This is a genomic window from Prevotella bivia DSM 20514 (assembly GCF_000262545.1).
Taxonomy (GTDB): Bacteria; Bacteroidota; Bacteroidia; order Bacteroidales; family Bacteroidaceae; genus Prevotella; species Prevotella bivia.
Genome location: NZ_JH660658.1, coordinates 95,894 through 112,982, shown reverse-complemented (window position 1 = coordinate 112,982; position 17,089 = coordinate 95,894). Strand labels below are relative to the sequence as shown.

Genomic DNA, 17,089 nt, shown 5'->3' with positions numbered 1-17,089 from the left:
CTTATGATAAAGAAAACGCTTTGCTTTAGCAATCCAGCTTATCTGAGTATGCGAAATCAGCAATTAGTGCTGAAAATACCAGAGGTTGAAGCTAACGCAGACCTCCCAAATATCATAAAAGAGCAGTCAGAGCGCACCATTCCTATAGAAGATATAGGAGTGGTAGTACTCGACAACAAGCGTATTACCATCACAACAGGTTTAATGGAAGCCCTACTTGATAATAATTGCGCTATCATTACCTGCAATCAGAAAAGTATGCCCATAGGATTAATGCTACCACTTGCAGGCAATACCCTTCAAAACGAACGATTTCGACATCAATTAGAAGCCTCTCTCCCACTACGTAAACAGTTATGGCAGCAAACGATAAAACAAAAAATCTATAATCAGGAAAAGGTACTAAGCAGCAATACCCCTGTCGAAACAAAATGTATGAAAGTGTGGACCTCTGAAGTTAAAAGTGGTGATACCGATAATACCGAAGCACGTGCAGCAGCTTATTACTGGCGTAACCTCTTTCCTTCTCTCCCCCACTTTATACGTGATAAAGAAGGTGATCCTCCTAACAATCTTCTCAACTATGGTTATGCCATATTGCGAGCTATTATTGCTCGTGCATTAGTAGCAAGTGGATTATTACCTACACTTGGTATTCATCATCACAATCGTTACAATGCTTATTGCTTAGCTGACGACATAATGGAACCCTATCGCCCTTATGTAGATAATTTGGTGATCAAAATCATGCAGCACTCTAACGACTATTCAGAGCTAACTAAAGATATAAAAATGCAGTTACTTAGCATTCCTGTCATAGATGTAGAAATAAACAAGAAGAGAAGCCCACTAATGATAGCTGCTCAACAAACAACAGCTTCTTTGTATAAATGCTTCTCAGGAGAACTCCGACAAATAGCTTATCCCGAACTATGACATGACTACTTTAGATCGCTTTAGCGAATATCGAATTATGTGGATACTGGTATTTTTCGACCTTCCCACTGAAACGAAGAAAGACAAGAAAGCTTACATAGACTTTCGAAAAACTCTTCAAAAAGATGGATTTACTATGTTTCAGTTTTCCATCTATGTTCGCCACTGTGCTAGTCAAGAGAATGCTGATGTACATATTAAGCGTGTCAAAAGCATACTACCACCTTATGGAAAGATTGGAATAATGTGTATTACCGATAAACAATTTTCCAATATTCAACTCTTTTATGGTAAAAAACCACAAAAGACTTCCACACCTTACCAACAACTTGAACTTTTCTAGAATCAGAAAATCCTCCTTATCTCTATTGATGAGGAGGATTTTTGCCTATCTTTTTATTTTTCTAAGTATCTCTGTAAATAGCTATTATCAAGCATATTACACTGATCAGGTTGTGTTTGATACCACAAAGATAGAAATTTTCAAGCAAATCACAACAGGTATCGACGAGCCTATTAAAACGACACAGTTGTGTTTGATACCACAAAGATAGAAATTTTCAAGCAAATCACAACTTAAACAAGCAAATAATTCTTTAAGTATCGGTTGTGTTTGATACCACAAAGATAGAAATTTTCAAGCAAATCACAACAAACGCCATCCGGACAATTTCGTCGGGGCGTTGTGTTTGATACCACAAAGATAGAAATTTTCAAGCAAATCACAACGCCATACAGGTGCGTTCCTCTATCTTTATCGTTGTGTTTGATACCACAAAGATAGAAATTTTCAAGCAAATCACAACTTAGATATGAGCATAGAGGAAAAAGAGCAAGTTGTGTTTGATACCACAAAGATAGAAATTTTCAAGCAAATCACAACTCGGTAAACTTAGTGTGCGCTCCACTGTTAGTTGTGTTTGATACCACAAAGATAGAAATTTTCAAGCAAATCACAACCAGCTTATGAGAGTTTAGTTTCTCATCAAGGTTGTGTTTGATACCACAAAGATAGAAATTTTCAAGCAAATCACAACTTAAATTTGAATTTGACAAAAACCTTGATAGTTGTGTTTGATACCACAAAGATAGAAATTTTCAAGCAAATCACAACAATTCTATTACATCTACCATGTAGCAATAGGTTGTGTTTGATACCACAAAGATAGAAATTTTCAAGCAAATCACAACCTATTACTTTAGACAAGAATAAAGAATTAGTTGTGTTTGATACCACAAAGATAGAAATTTTCAAGCAAATCACAACATTCGTTTCGCAATCGTTAAGGTTTTCCATGTTGTGTTTGATACCACAAAGATAGAAATTTTCAAGCAAATCACAACAGAATGCGGATACTAATCGTATGAATGCTAGTTGTGTTTGATACCACAAAGATAGAAATTTATCCATAGGTAGAAATCTGTGAGGAACTGCACCATAATCTCATTTATATATAAGTGTTCCCTTTTTAGCCAGCGTACTAATGCTTTTATTGTACACTCGTAACTTTTTGCAGTACCAACTCTGCCAGCCTTTATGTACTCATCAGTTATTTGCCTGCTAAACTCTATAAAATCAAGGTTAAATACAGAGTGTGTCCGCTCGTAATTGCTTATATACTCCACAACCTCTGCCACCCCCATACAACTTGCTTTTGCTGTTGGAATAGTTGCCGTTATCTCTTGGTACTTAGTTATCTCCTTTTTAAGCAAATCATTTACTTTGGCTGATTTTATTTTCAACCCTCGTGTCAGCTCCTCTTTGGTTACAAATATGTTTGTGGCAATGTGTCTGCGTTGCCTGTTGTGTGTAACACGTATCTTCACATTGTACGTGCCATCTGCTTTTTTATGGTGGGCATATACCACCGCCTTAAATGTTGTACTCATAATCTTGCAGGTAAACTGTGGCACATTTGAACCACATTTACCGCAAAAGTAGATGAAAAGCCTTAAAAGTGCGGAAATAATAACAGCCAACTTTTGAAAATTGGCTGTTAAGGAGTACACTTGTAGGGAATCGAACCCTAATCTTAAGAACCGGAATCTTATATTCTATCCGTTGAACTACAAGTGCTTACTAGTTTCTTTTGACACTCTATTCAGCTAAGCTACGGAACCTTTATGCTGTTTGCGTTACAAAGGTACATTAATCTTTGCAGATGACAAAGTATGATGTAGAAAGAAAATGAAAGACAACTTTATAGGTGTACATACATATAAGGCTTAGAATAAGACAAAAGGATATTGTAAAAGTTAAAATAAAATCTTTTTGTATATAAATATTGCATTTTTCTCGATTAATGTAAACTTCTGTATTACCTTTGAGCATTGGTGGAGGTATCGGGCAAAGCCGCTTGTGTATGGTGATGCTCCATAAAGCACATATTGGTGAAATTCAAGCGAGTATTTGGCCAGAAGAAATGTGTGAAGAGTGCGAGAAAGCTGGTATGCCCTTGATTTAGAACAGTCTTAGAAATCAATCGTTTCTTCTTCTTATAGAAACATAAAAAGGCACCCTTCTGACTTAGAAGAGTGTCTTTTATGTTTTTAGCTAGCCTCCATACTCATTTTTGAAGCTAGTCATTTAAAGTTTAGCTTAATGTCTTTATTCGTCAATAAAACGCTTTGTAATATCTCCGTATGCCTCTATTCGGCGATCGCGTAAGAAAGGCCACCAACGACGAACATCTTCAGAGTGGTCAAGATCAATGTCAATCACCACACTTTCCTCATCGTTATCGCAGGCTTGATAATGGATTTCTCCTTGTGGTCCAGCAACAAAGCTGCTTCCCCAAAACTCTATTCCTTCGGTTTGTTTGCTAGGATCTGGTTCAAAGCCCACACGGTTTACTGCTACCACTGGTAAACCATTTGCTACAGCATGACCACGCATTACCGTTGTCCAAGCCTCTCTTTGGCGTTGTTGTTCTTCCTTTGTGTCGCTCTTTGCATAGCCAATAGCAGTAGGATAGATCAATATTTCTGCACCTTGCATAGCCATAAGGCGTGCTGCTTCTGGATACCACTGATCCCAACAAACAAGAACACCGAGCTTGCCGATGCTCGTTTGGATAGGTTTAAAACCTAGATCACCGGGGGTAAAATAGAACTTTTCGTAATAAGCAGGATCGTCAGGAATGTGCATTTTACGATATTTGCCTGCAATAGTACCATCTTTCTCAAACACAACAGCGGTATTATGATATAAGCCCGGTGCTCGCTTCTCAAAGAGAGAGGTAACGAGAACGATGCCTAGCTCCTTTGCTAACTTAGCGTAAAGCTCGGTAGAAGGTCCGGGAATAGTTTCGGCAAGGTCGAAATTGTTAACATCTTCTACCTGACAAAAGTACAAAGAATTGTGCAGTTCTTGTAAAACAACGAGCTGAACACCACGTTTGGCAAGGTCGTTTACATGCTCGGTGATATGCTTTATATTTGTTTCTACATCAGCGACATTGTGAAGCTGAAGCAAACCTATTCTTATTTCATTCATATATTTATATCTTATTTAGAGTCGGTTGCAAGAAAGCCTTCTGGCAATTGCATGGTTAAACAATGAAGCGAACCATGTTGGCGTACCACCGTTTGTGCATCAATACCAATAATATCATAGCTTGGGAAAGCTTGCTTTATTATTTTTAAAGCCTTCTCATCTTTGTCGGGTTGGGCATAAGTAGGCACTAATACTGCACCATTCAATATTACAAAGTTAGCGTATGTAGCAGGCAAACGCTCGCCATCATCACACACAGCCTCCGTGAAAGGTAAGGCAAGTAGGCGATAAGGCTTACCATTGAGTGTGCGAAGAGTCTTTAATTGTTCCTCTAATGCCTTGAAATCGGTATAATGGGTATCATTCTTATCCTCACACTTTATATATAGTAAGGTATCGTTAGGCGCACAACGCACGATAGTGTCGATATGTCCATCGGTGTCGTCTCCCTCTAGTTCGCCATGTTGCAGCCATATTACGCGCTCTGAAAAGATATTCTGGAGTAAGTATTGGGTAATATCTTCTTTTGTAAGTGGCTGGTTGCGATGTGGTGCTAACAAACAACTAGTAGTGGTAAAGAGTGTGCCTTTGCCATCGCTTTCTATTGATCCGCCTTCAAGTACGAAGTCTTTATGTCTCACAAGGTCAGCATTAAATAAGCCTGCCTTAGCAACCAGAGCATTAATTTTATTGTCCTTTTCAGCCGAAAACTTTTCTCCCCAACCATTGAAACAGAAGTCTAGCATACGCCTTGACCCATCCTTTGCCACCAAACTAATAGGGGCTACATCGCGTGCCCATGTATCGTTATTATCACATTCAAAGAAAATGATGCGTGCCATCTGTTCTTTTGAGAGTCGAGCAGATAACAAGTCTTTGGTCTCTTCTATATCCTTTGTCGTGAGAAGCAAATGCTCGTATTGGGTAATGGCATCTGCCATTTGCACGTATGTCTCCGTGATTTCCGCTAGATAGGGCTTCCAGTCAGTATCTTCATGCGGCATAATGAGCATAATAGCACTCTGTTTTTCCCATTCAGCAGGGAAGCGATAAGTGGTATCTATATTTTTATTCATTCTTCTTTTCTATATTCTTATGCAAAGATACGCTAATCCTCTTAAAAAGAAAAGTTTTTCCTCATATTAGCTTTCTTTCCATCTCTTACCAATAAGTTCTACACACGGCTTGATTGATCCATATCAATGTAAGCGATTGATATAAGTCAGCTATAATGATTGACACACATCAAAGCCTTTGATACGAGTCAAAAAAACGTAACAAATTAGCGTAAAATCATCTGATTGTTTGGTGTTCAACCTTTCGGATTTGTATCTTTGTACTCGCAAACAGGATAATTTATAAAAAGGTAAAAGATGATTATGAAAGAGAAATTAATGAAATTAGAGATTGTAAAAAAGATGATTAACTACCTTACAAATACCATTAGAGCATACAATGAAGGTCGTGTAAACAGTATGGCATAAGCCTATAAAAAGTATTTAGAGAGGACATAGATTTAAAAAATATCCATTGAGAGATATACAGGAAAGGGATTGGGAATGGGAACATTTCTGATCCCTTTTCTTTCACATCTCTTATATCGCTTACTAATGCTGTCATTTACACTTTCTCAGAGAGTTTATGCTTATAAACTATTAAACTATATGCAAAGCATAGATAAACTAATGTTTCGTAGAGTATCTATCTAAGTAATTTTAACCTAATGTGAAATAACAGCCTTAAATAATATTAAATGATAGTCCTTTTGTATTGCTATTTGGTTTAATTGTTGATAATCTGCTATAAAATATATACCTTTGTAGTCTAAAATAATTTTATGCGTAGCGTGAAAATAAAGGAAGTAATTGATGCCCTTGAACGATTCGCACCTCTGCCCTTGCAGGAAAGCTATGATAATGCTGGCCTTCAAGTAGGATTGACAGAAGTGGATGTCTCAGGGGCTTTATTGTGTCTTGACGTAACTGAAGCCGTTGTAGATGAGGCAGTACGTAAGGGCTGCAATCTTATTGTGGCTCATCATCCGCTCATCTTTCGTAAGCTTGCCCAAATTACTGATGCTACCTATGTGCAGCGCACTGTTATAAAGGCCATTCAGAACAATATCACGATTGTGGCAATGCACACCAATATGGACGCTGCCAAAGGAGGGGTAAACCATAAAATAGCCGAAAAGCTAGGATTGACAAGTATTCGCACCTTTGGTAATATCAAGCGAGTATTGAGTCCTATTACGAGTGAACTAGTAGAGGGAGCCGAAGGGTTAATGGGCGATTTTACAACACCTATCGCAGCCGACGACCTTATTATTATGCTCAAAAAACACTTTGATGTGGAGTGTGTGCAGGCAAATCAGCTTCTAAGACGTGAGATAAAAACAGTGGCACTATGTGGTGGTGCAGGCTCTTTCCTCGTAGAAGCGGCTGTAAAAGCAGGTGCTGATGCCTTTGTTACAGGCGATATGAGCTATCACGAGTTCTTCGGTTATGAGCAGGTTATACAGCTTTGTGCCATCGGACACTATCAGAGCGAGCAGTTTACAAGCGAAATCTTTAAAGAGATTATTGAGCGCGATTGTCAGGGGGTGAAGTGCTTTCTTACAGAGATTAATACCAATCCCATTATTTACTTATAACATAAACGAAATAAATACTTAATATATAAAGAATTATGGCAAAGAAAGATCCAAAGGAATTACCAGTGGAAGAGAAGCTAAAAAACCTCTTCACATTGCAGCAAACCCTCTCGGCTATCGACGAAAAGCGAGCATTGCGTGGTGAATTACCACTAGAAGTACGCGACTTAGAGGACGAACTAGAAGGTCTTCACATTCGCATTGAGAAGATTGATCAAGACATAAAAGATTTCCAACACGCTATCACTCAGAAGAAGGGAGAGATCGTAGATGCACAAGCAAGTCTTGAACGTTACAATCAGCAACTAGAAATGGTAGCTAACAACCGTGAGTACGACTCTTTGACAAAGCAGATAGAGTTCCAAACTTTGGAAATAGAGCTTTGCAATAAGAAAATCAAGGAGGCTCAATATAAGGTGGAAGAGAAGCAAGCCGACTTATCTAAAGCGCGCGAACAACTTGAAGATAAGCAAAACGCTTTAAAAGAAAAGCGTAGCGAGCTCGATGATATTATGCAAGAAACGCGTGAGGAAGAAACAGAGCTAAAGGACAGAGCTAGTGAACTTGAAATAAAGATAGAACCAAGTTTGCTCCGTAGCTTTAAGCGTATTCGTAAAGGTGCGCGTAATGGTTTGGGTATTGTTTACGTTCAGCGCGACGCATGTGGCGGTTGTTTTAACAAGATCCCACCTCAGCGCCAGCTAGATATTAAGATGCACAAAAAGATCATCGTTTGCGAATACTGTGGTCGTATCCTTATTGACCCAGAGCTAGCTGGTGTTAAGATTGATGCGCCAGAGGAAAAGGTAAAGAAGCGCAGAACTACCCGCAAGAAGGCAGAAGAGAGCGAGGAAGCATAGTTCTCACGCCACACACCTATTATAATATCCCCCTTACTACTTATAAAGATAAGGCGTAAGGGGGATATTTTGTATTACCGAAATACTGAATATTATTTCTATATCTCTACCCATAAAGCTAGAGTTTTAGCACTTAATAAGAGCCTCACGAAATCATACGATGTTAAGTATTTTCACTTATACCAATATAGTATATTAACAAAAAGGCAACAACGTATCTTTATTTGCTTTATATTTTGCAAAAAGTCATCGAAAGGCACAATTACAAGATAACTCATTAAAAAGTTTTGTGAAAATATGGAGATATGGATTATTTTTCTTTAATTTGCAGAACTGAATATATATATATTAATTACTTAATAAATATCATACTTTTAGAATGGTTTTACTTTAATCAAGTAAACTCCTTAACCGTTCAAATCATATATTAACTAGTTTTTGAGGAATGGACTAATAAATTATCAGAAATGAAAAAAATATTATCTGCGGTGTTTTTTCTTACACTTTGCTGTAGTGCTGCAAATGCACATTCTGTTAAGGTAACATTATCAAATGGACAAGTTGTTTACCTTGAGTCTGACAATTATCAGAGTGCTTCTGATATGATAGCAGATGTTATAAGGTTAGAGAACCAAATTCATTAAATCTTTTAAATGCATAGATATTATTCTGTTTAATATCTATACATTATTTTGTATTTGCAAAATTATGATAAAATCGTGTTCTCTCATATTAGCCTTTATAATGAGTTGTTTTATTAATATGCATTCACAAACAGTAAATGGAGCTATACCTTCTTTAACCTTGGTAAATAAAACAACGTTTGATTCTGCAAAAGTACAAATTTTTTATGAGTTTTCTTATTTGCAAGATTCCACAGATATCGCTAAACGAATCAATGGGCAAACTATGCTAACTATCGGAAAGCACATCTGTGGTTTTTGTGATTATTTTTCGTGGAAAAATGATTCTATTAATGATGCTTATTATGAACAAGGACGTTCATCTATTGAATACTTCGCAGCAGCTATGTCATTAGAAAAACCGACCTATAACTATCCTCTTGTTAAAGACATATCTAAAAAGGAAGCCACAATACAGATAGAGGGACTCGGCACGTATCAGTATACTCAGACTTTACCTGTGATAAACTGGGAAGTTATAGGTGATGACAGCATCATCAACAATATAAATGTGACTAAAGCCAAATGCAGTTTTGGAGGTAGAGATTGGACAGCGTGGTTTGCTATGGATTATCCCGTTCCTTACGGTCCTTATCTGTTTGATGGTTTACCAGGACTAATAGTTTCTATAAGGGACTCAAAAAATAACTTTTCGTTCAGACTTAATGGTATAATAAATGTATCAGAAGGGATGCCTATTTATCTTCATAAAAACATCAAAATAATAAAAACAAGCAGAGAAAAGGCGCGTCAGGCTTACCGTAATGAGAAGGAAGATCCATTGCGGGCTATAAAGATGAATATGCCTGGTGTGATAATTCCACCTGAAACAGCAAAGACGATAAAACAAAAACCGTATAATCCGATTGAACTGGAATGAAAACCAGCCTACGATATATTTTACTTAGCCTATGTCTTTTTATTTCCTGTCTTATTTACGGTCAGGGGACAGAGAGTAATGTTCATGGTATCGTGACAGATTCCAAGAGCGGTGCCCCCCTTATGTCTGTAAGCTGTCGAACATACGATAAGAACGGTAAGTTGCTTACTTTTGGAATATCAGATGTGGATGGTAAATATATGTTGCGGCTTTCTGCCAATTGTAGTTATGCAGAGTTCAAGTCTATTGGATATAAGGGACATAGGATAAGTGTAGCATCACTGCACGATAATTCTGATGTGGCTTTGGAACGAGACGCAGTTGCTTTGCAGGAGGTGACCGTTAATATCAAGCCGATAGAAGTTCATAAGGACACCATCAATTATAATATTGCAGCATTCAAGGATGTAAATGACAGAAAATTAGTAGATGTACTAAAGAAACTACCAGGTATAGAAGTGGATGAAGATGGAAGGGTTACCTATAAAGGTAATAGTATCAATAGTTTTAATATCGAGGGACAGAGTTTATTAGGCAATAGGTACAATCAAGCTACAAACAGCCTTCCGATAGACGCTGTAGCACAAGTTCAGGTGATGGAGCATGACCAACCCATAAGAGCATTAAGGGGGAAGGTGCTATCGGACAAGGCTACACTAAACATCAAATTGAAAAGTGACTACAAGGCAAAAATGTTTGGAGAACTCAGTGCTGGTGGTGGATATGGAGACGAAGCACTGTGGAATGTAGGTGGAACAGCTGTGAGAATCGCACGTAAAAACCAACTTTTAGCGACCCTTCAGACTAATAATACAGGCAACAATCTCAACGAATATGCTAAGGAACATATAGACGTGACGGATATAGACAGTTACGAGCCTATTCCAAACAATAAGCTGACAACAGAAAGACGAACTTTCCTGCCTATTGATGAGAAACGTTTTACATTTAATAAATCAATTTCTGCAGGTTTGAATCATTCCCATCTAGTTGGGAAATATGGAAACTTTCGCTCCAATATCGTTTTTTATGGAAACCGTATTAACGATTCCGACAGTCTTGTAAACAAGTATGGAGGAAGTTCGCCAGTTATGTTACATGAGATGGATCAGTCAATATTTAAAGACTGGGTATTAACGCCTATATTTCATTATGAACATAATGCTCCTCATGTATTCCTTATAGAAGAATTAACAACGAGCTTTGGTAAGCAGACAAATAACGGAGTGATTAATAGCAACTACGTGGGAATTGACAGCAAGACGAATGCAAGACCAATAACAGTACAGAACAAATTGCAGATGACACTGACATTGGGTAAGCAAATCCTTCAGGTAAATTCATTCGTACGCTACTATCGTAACCAAGAGAAATTGTTTTCTGATGATATTTCAGATAACCCCATTTATAATTTGGACGAACGGCTCCTTTCAAAAAGGCTTGTTGCAAGAAATAGTGTTTCAACTATTTTCAATGTCTGGGGCAATGAACTGCGACTGAAGTATGCGTTAGAATACAGAAATAACGGTTTACGAATCCAACAAGATAGATATGATAAGTATTTTTATGTCAAGAACAGCTTTAGCCCAGAATATACCATAAAGTACTCTCGTGGTTTTGTTTATGTAGCATTACCCCTGAACGCTCTATCTTCACGTATGCAATGGCTTCCACATTCTAAGAATAATCGGTTTTATCTTACTCCTTCCCTCAGATGGTCTCACCACTTCAATTCTCAATGGAGGAGTATGCTAAGTGCAGGTGTAACAGATGATATTGCTGGAGAAGATCCGTTTTCTAGCTTCTATTTTTCAAACTACCGTACGAAAGTTTCTGGATTGGACAATCTTGGAAGAAATCTTAGCAAATCACTTTCAGCTTCGTTAAACTATACAAACATCATATCCCTCGTCTCTTGGAATATGATGGTAACATCGTCATGGCAGAAGCGGGATTTCTATAACTCTTATACTTATGATAACCAGTGGAGCAAAATCGATCCAATTTGGGAAAACGTGCGTTCCAACAGACTCTTAGCCCTTACTTCTGTAGAAAAAACATGGAGTAAAATTCGCTTATTCACAAAAGCGACAATCAATTTCAATCATAGCGAACAACCATTTATACAGAATACTGTTGAATACAAGGTAAAGTCGAATATATTCTCCACATCATTATCATTGTCATGGACTAAATTATCATGGCTTCAAATCTATAATGATGCGACCTTCAATCTATCGTGGCAAAACAACGAACAATTTAAGTCGAGCAATTCACTTAGGAGCTATTATAATACTTTTCGTCTGCAAGTTCACCCAGTCAAGAAACTAAATTTTGGAATATCTGCAAACAATAATATTATAGAGACAGAACCCAGTAAATATCATAGCCTGACTTTCGTAGATGCATCATGTTCTTATATCTTTTCAAAAAGAATCGAGCTGACTGGCAAGGTCACCAATCTTTTCAATCAGACTAAGTATATAGAAGGTTATTATTCTGGTATCAATTACTTTTACTATGAACGTCCCTTACGAGGGATAGAAGGTCTTTTTTCGATTTCTGTTAATTTTTGAGTTCTTATTTTTTGAAAGGATAATCAGGCGGAGCTAAGTCGAAATGACGGACACATTGGGATAGGCAAAGGATATCTTGATGCATATCTATGGGAAAGAAACAGCAGAATGCTGGACAGGAATGTGCTACTTTGTCAAGAACGTGATGAAGTTCCTCAGGGAACTTTGTCTTGCCCTTTTCGAAATTAAGCTCAATTTATGGGCAGATGCTATTGCAAAGTTTAGAGTCCGCTGCTTTGCAGTTATGGCAATTTATTAATTCAGCGAACACTAATTATCAATTAAGATCTTAGTTAAAGTCTGCCAATATTGCAGAGATTTGAAAATAAAAATGTAATTTTGTCATTACAATGAATACAACTGAGCTTCAGAAAACAAAACAACGATATAACATTGTTGGAAACAACAGTGGTTTAAACCGTGCGCTAGATGTTGCCTTACAGGTAGCACCTACCGACTTGTCGGTTCTGATCATTGGTGAGAGCGGTGTTGGTAAGGAAATTATCCCCCGTGTTATCCATGATAATTCGCCTAGAAAACGAGAAAGATATTTGGCTATCAACTGTGGATCTATCCCTGAAGGAACAATAGATAGTGAATTGTTTGGACACGAAAAAGGCTCATTTACAGGAGCTATTGGTGAGAGCGAAGGCTATTTTGGTATAGCTCATAAGGGTACAATCTTCCTTGATGAAGTAGGCGAATTGCCTATGGCTACCCAAGCACGCTTATTACGTGTTTTAGAGACAGGAGAATATATCCGTGTGGGCGGAACAGAGACGAAGAAAACAGATGTGCGCATCGTGGCTGCTACCAACGTTAATGTGCGTAAGGCAGTAAGTGAAGGCAAGTTTAGAGAAGATTTGTTTTATCGTTTAAACACTATTCCTATCCAAATGCCTCCACTGCGCGACCGTGGTGATGATATATTATTGTTATTCCGCCTTTTCGCAATGCAAATGGCAGAGAAATATCATTTGCCAAAAGTGGTGCTAACCGATGAAGCTAAGCAGATAATGTTGCATTATAAATGGCCTGGTAACGTGCGGCAGTTGAAGAATATTACCGAACAAATTTCTATATTGAGCGAGGAGCCAGAGATCACAGCCGAGAAACTTTTGCAGTTTATCCCACTTGATCAAGAAAGTACGCAACTAGCCACTATTAGTGGCGGTGGTAGCCATTCATACGAGAGCGAGCGAGAAATTTTATATCAAATATTATATGAGTTGCGTGGTAATGTGAGTGATTTGCGTCGCGATCTCAACTCTGTTCGCAAGCAGTTAGAAGACAACACAGCATTAAAAACAGCACGCACTTATGTAGCTCATCATACCCCCAATGTGCCAGCCGTAGCAAGTAAAGCACCTATTCCTACGGAAGAAACTCGTGTGGAAACAGTGGAAGAGGCTGAAGCTGAAGAAATATCAGAACCAGCAACACTTAACTTGAACGATATTGGGCGGCAGATGATAGAGAAAGCTTTGGAACGAAACAAAGGTAATCGCAAGAAAGCTGCACAAGAGCTTGGTATTAGCGACAGAACGCTTTATCGTCGTATTAAGCAATACGGATTAGAATGATAGGGCAAAATAAAGTGAGGGATAAAGATAAATACGCAATGATAAAGTTTTTCAAACTTATAAAGCAACAAGTTCAAAGCAAACATCTTGTTATAGCATTGTTAAGCATCACTTCAGTTGTGTTCACAGCATGCAAAGTGAGCTATAAGTTTAATGGTGCAAGTATAGATTATAATAAAGTGCATACCATACAGATTGCCGATTTCCCTATTCGCTCCGCCTATGTATGGGGACCCATGGCACCTATGTTTAATAATGCCCTCAAAGATGTGTATGCCAATCATACAAAGTTGCAACAAGTGAAACGTGGAGGCGATTTAAAGGTAGAGGGCGAGATTACCAACTATCAGCAACGTAATAAGAGTGTAACCAGTGAAGGTCATTCAGCTCAAACCGAACTTTCTATCACTGTAAATGTAAGATTTACCAATACTAGCAATCATAAGGAAGACTTCGAACGACAGTTTACAGCTACTTCTAGCTATGAAACTACAAAAAGTTTGCAATCTGTTCAACAGCAGTTGGTAGAAGAAATGATAAAAGATCTTACTGATCAGATTTTTAATGCCACTGTAGCTAATTGGTAATGCCATAGATAATGGATATCACATCTCTAATTAATCATCCTGAACGGCTCAATAAGGAAACACTATACGACTTGCGTAGTTTGTTAGCACTTTATCCTTATTATCAGCCTGCCAGAATTTTATTACTGAAGAATTTGTTTCTACTTCACGACTCAACTTTTGATGAGGAGTTGAGACGTGCAGCGGTGTATATTACTGACAGAAAAATTCTCTTTGATTTAGTAGAGGGAGTACATTATCAATTATTGACAAAGATTGATAATATAGACAAAGCATCTAAGAAAAAAATAAGAGAAGAAGAGATTAATGATCGTACAACTTCGCTCATAGATAATTTCTTAGAGCAAATTCCTGATGATAATGAGGATAATCCAAAAACATTAAATGCAGGTAGAAAACCTACTACAGCCGATGCTACTGTTGATTATGTAGCTTATTTGTTAGAGTCGGAAAGTGCTTCGTCTAAGAATGAAGAACAACAACTCAAAGGGCAAGAACTTATAGATAACTTCATTAATCTTGATGGCGGAAAAATTACGTTACAAGACGAAACAGAATATTCGCCTAATGTCGAAGAAAATGAAGAAAGCGAGGAAGAACACGAAGAAACAGGCTATTTTACAGAGACATTAGCCCGCATCTATATTAGACAAGGAAGATATTCAAAAGCACTCGAAATTATTACGCGGTTAAATTTGGATTATCCGAAAAAAAATCGTTACTTTGCAGACCAAATACGTTTCTTAGAGAAACTTATCATTAACAATAATAAAAAATAATACAGTAGTAATGTACACTTTATTCATTATTCTAATTGTAATTGCCGCTCTCTTAATGATTGGTATCGTGTTAATACAAGAGTCAAAAGGTGGTGGATTATCATCTAATTTCTCATCGTCTAATGCTATTATGGGTGTTCGCAAGACAACAGACTTTGTTGAGAAAACCACTTGGGTGCTTGCAGCTACAATGGTAGTGATTAGTATTGCATGTGCGCATGTGGCTCCAACAGGTAATACTGACGCAAGCGTTATAGAAAATGCTACTTCTGGCGATCAGTCTACCAATCCTAATAACTTGCCTAATTTTGGTGCAAGTCAGCAAAAGCAAGCTGCCCCTGTAAAACCAACAGCACCAGCACCTGTAAAAAAATAATAGCGAAGAAGTAAAAAAGTTTAAGTTTTATTTTGTTCTTTCATATAAAACTTGTACCTTTGCACTCGCTTTAAAGAAGCAATCAATACGGTGGACGTAGTTCAGTTGGTTAGAGCGTCAGATTGTGGTTCTGAATGTCGTGGGTTCGAGTCCCACCTTCCACCCCAAGAGAAAGCAAGGATTTCGATAATGATTTCCTTGCTTTTTTTGGTTTTGTGATATATTGTATAAGCCATAAAAAAAAGAGGTTATCCTAGGCTAACCTCTTTTGGGGTCAGTCGTAAAACCCAGTTGCAACTCCTCCCCTCATGCACATAATTTCATAAGCCTGTAAAGGAAGAAAGGAATATCCGTTACTCCCCTGAACTGTGCCCTGAAGGCTTTGACTTTTGCGTTGAAGGATTCAGCATTGGCATTTGTGGCTCTGTTGACAAAGAAGTTGAGTATGGTATCATAATGGTTCTTAAAGGTGTCAATCACCGTATAGAAGTTGTCCACCCCCAACTTCTCCACCTTATTAAACCACTTAGCCAGTTTCAATCTTGCAGCGTCCTTGATGCTTCTGGCATTATAAATATCGGTAAGTTCCATAGCCAGGTCATAGGCTTTTTTGAGTTCTGGGTAGTTTTCAAATATTATTTCCGCCCTTAGCCTTTGCGATTCTGTCCACTTGGACTTGTGTTTAGTCAGTATAAACTTCGCCCTGGCAAGTAGTTGCTTGCGTGTGTCACCGTTGCTATATCTGAATGGCTTGTAGGTTTCGTTTTTGGCTTTGGCTTCCTTCATCTCCTCATTTTCTCTGTCCCTTGCCATCCATCGGTAGGCTATACGCATGTCGTCCAAAGCGTCATAGTAAAGTTTCTGTACATGAAATCTATCGCTGGTGATGAGTGCCTTGGGGAACACCGTGCGCGCAATGATCATCATAGAGGAAGACAGGTCGAGCGTTATCTCCTTGACAGTCTTTCTTTTGGAAAGGTCAATCTTTTCCAGAATACGGATCACATCTTCGGCTTTCGTTCCCCTGACCACAGCTACCAGCGTACCCCTGCCACCTTTGCCAGCCTTGTTGGTCAGAAACGTATAGACCTCACCGCTGCTCAGACAAGTCTCATCGATACTCAGGCTCTCTCCCAGGTTCTCATCAAACAGCAGCCAGTCTCCCGCATGCAACAACTGCTCCCACTGGCGATAATCGCTGAAATGCTCCTTGTATTGGGTGGAAAGCTGCTTACCGTCTACGCCATAATGAGAGCCGATACCTGTAATGCTCTCCGCAGTAGACTCTATTCTATTCTTTTAAAAAAGAAACGAACTCAGGGGATAGTTTGCTGCCCTCAGCCGTCAGGTCATCGTAAGAATAACTGAATATCTCACCCGTGGAACTGTCACGCCATTTTCGACGGCGGACATGAAGGTAAACGGGCTTACCACGAAGGGGAAAGTCTTGGACAACCCGTTCAGCGGTAAAGCCGTAACTGCTTACTGTGCCAGACTTGCGGTCTGCTTCTTCCATAAAGTTACGCTCATCCAACCAGAAGTCTATCTGGGAAATGCTCTCTTGGATATCTATCACATCAAAATAATCTGCGAGTATCTCTGGAAAGATACAACGCAACAATTGCTCGGTCTTCATGATGCAAAGATAACAAATACTTATGAAATTATGTGCATGAGAGG

Annotated in this window: 15 protein-coding genes, 2 tRNA genes, 1 pseudogene and 1 CRISPR repeat array; of the genes and pseudogenes, 12 read left to right on the top strand and 6 right to left on the bottom strand. The window is 38.4% G+C overall.

Annotated features, from left to right (window positions below):
• Window positions 1-3 precede the first annotated feature (3 nt).
• Together cas1 and cas2 are read left to right on the top strand one after the other, a co-directional pair.
• Window positions 4-936, top strand: a complete 933-nt coding sequence (cas1, locus tag PREBIDRAFT_RS00490) for a type II CRISPR-associated endonuclease Cas1 (RefSeq protein WP_004336243.1) — start codon at window positions 4-6, stop codon at window positions 934-936.
• Window position 937: 1 nt separating this feature from the next.
• A complete protein-coding gene (gene cas2 / locus PREBIDRAFT_RS00485; protein WP_004336244.1) occupies window positions 938-1,279 on the top strand; it encodes a CRISPR-associated endonuclease Cas2 in 342 nt (113 codons plus the stop codon).
• A 109-nt stretch (window positions 1,280-1,388) separates the two neighbouring features.
• Window positions 1,389-2,280: a CRISPR direct-repeat array (repeat unit 47 nt; unit sequence GTTGTGTTTGATACCACAAAGATAGAAATTTTCAAGCAAATCACAAC).
• Window positions 2,281-2,307: 27 nt separating this feature from the next.
• Here cas2 and PREBIDRAFT_RS10860 read toward each other — a convergent pair.
• Both PREBIDRAFT_RS10860 and PREBIDRAFT_RS00475 read right to left on the bottom strand, forming a co-directional pair.
• Window positions 2,308-2,826 (bottom strand): phage integrase SAM-like domain-containing protein, encoded by a 519-nt coding sequence (locus PREBIDRAFT_RS10860; protein ID WP_004336657.1) that lies wholly within the window; start codon window positions 2,824-2,826, stop codon window positions 2,308-2,310.
• Between the two features lie 115 nt (window positions 2,827-2,941).
• Window positions 2,942-3,013: transfer RNA gene (locus PREBIDRAFT_RS00475), tRNA-Arg, on the bottom strand.
• 241 nt (window positions 3,014-3,254) lie between these two features.
• On the opposite strand from PREBIDRAFT_RS00475, the pseudogene PREBIDRAFT_RS00470 reads away from it, so the two are divergent.
• Window positions 3,255-3,401: pseudogene (locus tag PREBIDRAFT_RS00470) on the top strand (aspartate--ammonia ligase); the annotation flags it as partial.
• A gap of 143 nt (window positions 3,402-3,544) precedes the next feature.
• Here PREBIDRAFT_RS00470 and PREBIDRAFT_RS00465 read toward each other — a convergent pair.
• Both PREBIDRAFT_RS00465 and PREBIDRAFT_RS00460 read right to left on the bottom strand, forming a co-directional pair.
• A complete protein-coding gene (locus tag PREBIDRAFT_RS00465) occupies window positions 3,545-4,432 on the bottom strand; it encodes a carbon-nitrogen hydrolase (protein ID WP_004336659.1) in 888 nt (295 codons plus the stop codon).
• An 11-nt stretch (window positions 4,433-4,443) separates the two neighbouring features.
• Window positions 4,444-5,508 (bottom strand): agmatine deiminase family protein, encoded by a 1,065-nt coding sequence (locus tag PREBIDRAFT_RS00460; protein WP_004336660.1) that lies wholly within the window; start codon window positions 5,506-5,508, stop codon window positions 4,444-4,446.
• A gap of 761 nt (window positions 5,509-6,269) precedes the next feature.
• Between PREBIDRAFT_RS00460 and PREBIDRAFT_RS00455 the strand changes: the two genes are divergently transcribed.
• The 9 genes from PREBIDRAFT_RS00455 (at window position 6,270) to PREBIDRAFT_RS00410 (ending at window position 15,576) form a co-directional block, all read left to right on the top strand.
• Entirely contained in the window at window positions 6,270-7,085 is an 816-nt protein-coding gene (locus PREBIDRAFT_RS00455) for a Nif3-like dinuclear metal center hexameric protein (protein ID WP_004336661.1), read from the top strand.
• Between the two features lie 35 nt (window positions 7,086-7,120).
• Window positions 7,121-7,945, top strand: a complete 825-nt coding sequence (locus PREBIDRAFT_RS00450) for a zinc ribbon domain-containing protein (RefSeq protein ID WP_004336662.1) — start codon at window positions 7,121-7,123, stop codon at window positions 7,943-7,945.
• A 708-nt stretch (window positions 7,946-8,653) separates the two neighbouring features.
• Window positions 8,654-9,508 carry a GLPGLI family protein gene (locus PREBIDRAFT_RS00445; protein WP_004336663.1) on the top strand — a complete coding sequence of 285 codons (855 nt, stop codon included), beginning with the start codon at window positions 8,654-8,656 and terminating at the stop codon, window positions 9,506-9,508.
• Window positions 9,509-9,630: 122 nt separating this feature from the next.
• Window positions 9,631-12,084 carry a hypothetical protein gene (locus PREBIDRAFT_RS00440; RefSeq protein ID WP_238295897.1) on the top strand — a complete coding sequence of 818 codons (2,454 nt, stop codon included), beginning with the start codon at window positions 9,631-9,633 and terminating at the stop codon, window positions 12,082-12,084.
• Window positions 12,085-12,434: 350 nt separating this feature from the next.
• Window positions 12,435-13,667, top strand: coding sequence for a sigma-54 interaction domain-containing protein (locus PREBIDRAFT_RS00430; RefSeq protein WP_004336666.1), 1,233 nt, complete (start codon window positions 12,435-12,437; stop codon window positions 13,665-13,667).
• On the top strand, window positions 13,664-14,254 hold the full coding sequence (locus tag PREBIDRAFT_RS00425) for an LptE family protein (protein WP_004336667.1): 591 nt from the start codon (window positions 13,664-13,666) through the stop codon (window positions 14,252-14,254). The genes PREBIDRAFT_RS00430 and PREBIDRAFT_RS00425 overlap by 4 nt, the downstream gene beginning before the upstream one ends.
• A gap of 11 nt (window positions 14,255-14,265) precedes the next feature.
• Window positions 14,266-15,033 (top strand): hypothetical protein, encoded by a 768-nt coding sequence (locus tag PREBIDRAFT_RS00420; protein ID WP_004336668.1) that lies wholly within the window; start codon window positions 14,266-14,268, stop codon window positions 15,031-15,033.
• Window positions 15,034-15,043: 10 nt separating this feature from the next.
• Window positions 15,044-15,409 (top strand): preprotein translocase subunit SecG, encoded by a 366-nt coding sequence (secG, locus tag PREBIDRAFT_RS00415; protein WP_004338893.1) that lies wholly within the window; start codon window positions 15,044-15,046, stop codon window positions 15,407-15,409.
• 90 nt (window positions 15,410-15,499) lie between these two features.
• Window positions 15,500-15,576: transfer RNA gene (locus tag PREBIDRAFT_RS00410), tRNA-His, on the top strand.
• Between the two features lie 139 nt (window positions 15,577-15,715).
• On the opposite strand, the gene PREBIDRAFT_RS00405 is transcribed toward PREBIDRAFT_RS00410, so the two are convergent.
• Both PREBIDRAFT_RS00405 and PREBIDRAFT_RS00400 read right to left on the bottom strand, forming a co-directional pair.
• On the bottom strand, window positions 15,716-16,699 hold the full coding sequence (locus tag PREBIDRAFT_RS00405) for an ISAon1 family transposase (RefSeq protein ID WP_004338892.1): 984 nt from the start codon (window positions 16,697-16,699) through the stop codon (window positions 15,716-15,718).
• A gap of 1 nt (window position 16,700) precedes the next feature.
• Window positions 16,701-17,045, bottom strand: a complete 345-nt coding sequence (locus PREBIDRAFT_RS00400; protein ID WP_004338888.1) for an ISAon1 family transposase N-terminal region protein — start codon at window positions 17,043-17,045, stop codon at window positions 16,701-16,703.
• Between the last annotated feature and the right edge of the window lie 44 nt (window positions 17,046-17,089).

Coding starts and splice junctions, on each gene's coding strand:
- PREBIDRAFT_RS00460 (WP_004336660.1), bottom strand. CDS start 5,508: ATGAATAAAAATATAGATACCACTTATCGCTTCCCTGCTGAATGGGAA.
- PREBIDRAFT_RS00465 (WP_004336659.1), bottom strand. CDS start 4,432: ATGAATGAAATAAGAATAGGTTTGCTTCAGCTTCACAATGTCGCTGAT.
- cas1 (WP_004336243.1), top strand. CDS start 4: ATGATAAAGAAAACGCTTTGCTTTAGCAATCCAGCTTATCTGAGTATG.
- PREBIDRAFT_RS10860 (WP_004336657.1), bottom strand. CDS start 2,826: ATGAGTACAACATTTAAGGCGGTGGTATATGCCCACCATAAAAAAGCA.
- secG (WP_004338893.1), top strand. CDS start 15,044: ATGTACACTTTATTCATTATTCTAATTGTAATTGCCGCTCTCTTAATG.
- PREBIDRAFT_RS00445 (WP_004336663.1), top strand. CDS start 8,654: ATGATAAAATCGTGTTCTCTCATATTAGCCTTTATAATGAGTTGTTTT.
- PREBIDRAFT_RS00450 (WP_004336662.1), top strand. CDS start 7,121: ATGGCAAAGAAAGATCCAAAGGAATTACCAGTGGAAGAGAAGCTAAAA.
- PREBIDRAFT_RS00440 (WP_238295897.1), top strand. CDS start 9,631: ATGTCTGTAAGCTGTCGAACATACGATAAGAACGGTAAGTTGCTTACT.
- PREBIDRAFT_RS00430 (WP_004336666.1), top strand. CDS start 12,435: ATGAATACAACTGAGCTTCAGAAAACAAAACAACGATATAACATTGTT.
- cas2 (WP_004336244.1), top strand. CDS start 938: ATGACTACTTTAGATCGCTTTAGCGAATATCGAATTATGTGGATACTG.
- PREBIDRAFT_RS00455 (WP_004336661.1), top strand. CDS start 6,270: ATGCGTAGCGTGAAAATAAAGGAAGTAATTGATGCCCTTGAACGATTC.
- PREBIDRAFT_RS00400 (WP_004338888.1), bottom strand. CDS start 17,045: ATGAAGACCGAGCAATTGTTGCGTTGTATCTTTCCAGAGATACTCGCA.
- PREBIDRAFT_RS00425 (WP_004336667.1), top strand. CDS start 13,664: ATGATAGGGCAAAATAAAGTGAGGGATAAAGATAAATACGCAATGATA.
- PREBIDRAFT_RS00420 (WP_004336668.1), top strand. CDS start 14,266: ATGGATATCACATCTCTAATTAATCATCCTGAACGGCTCAATAAGGAA.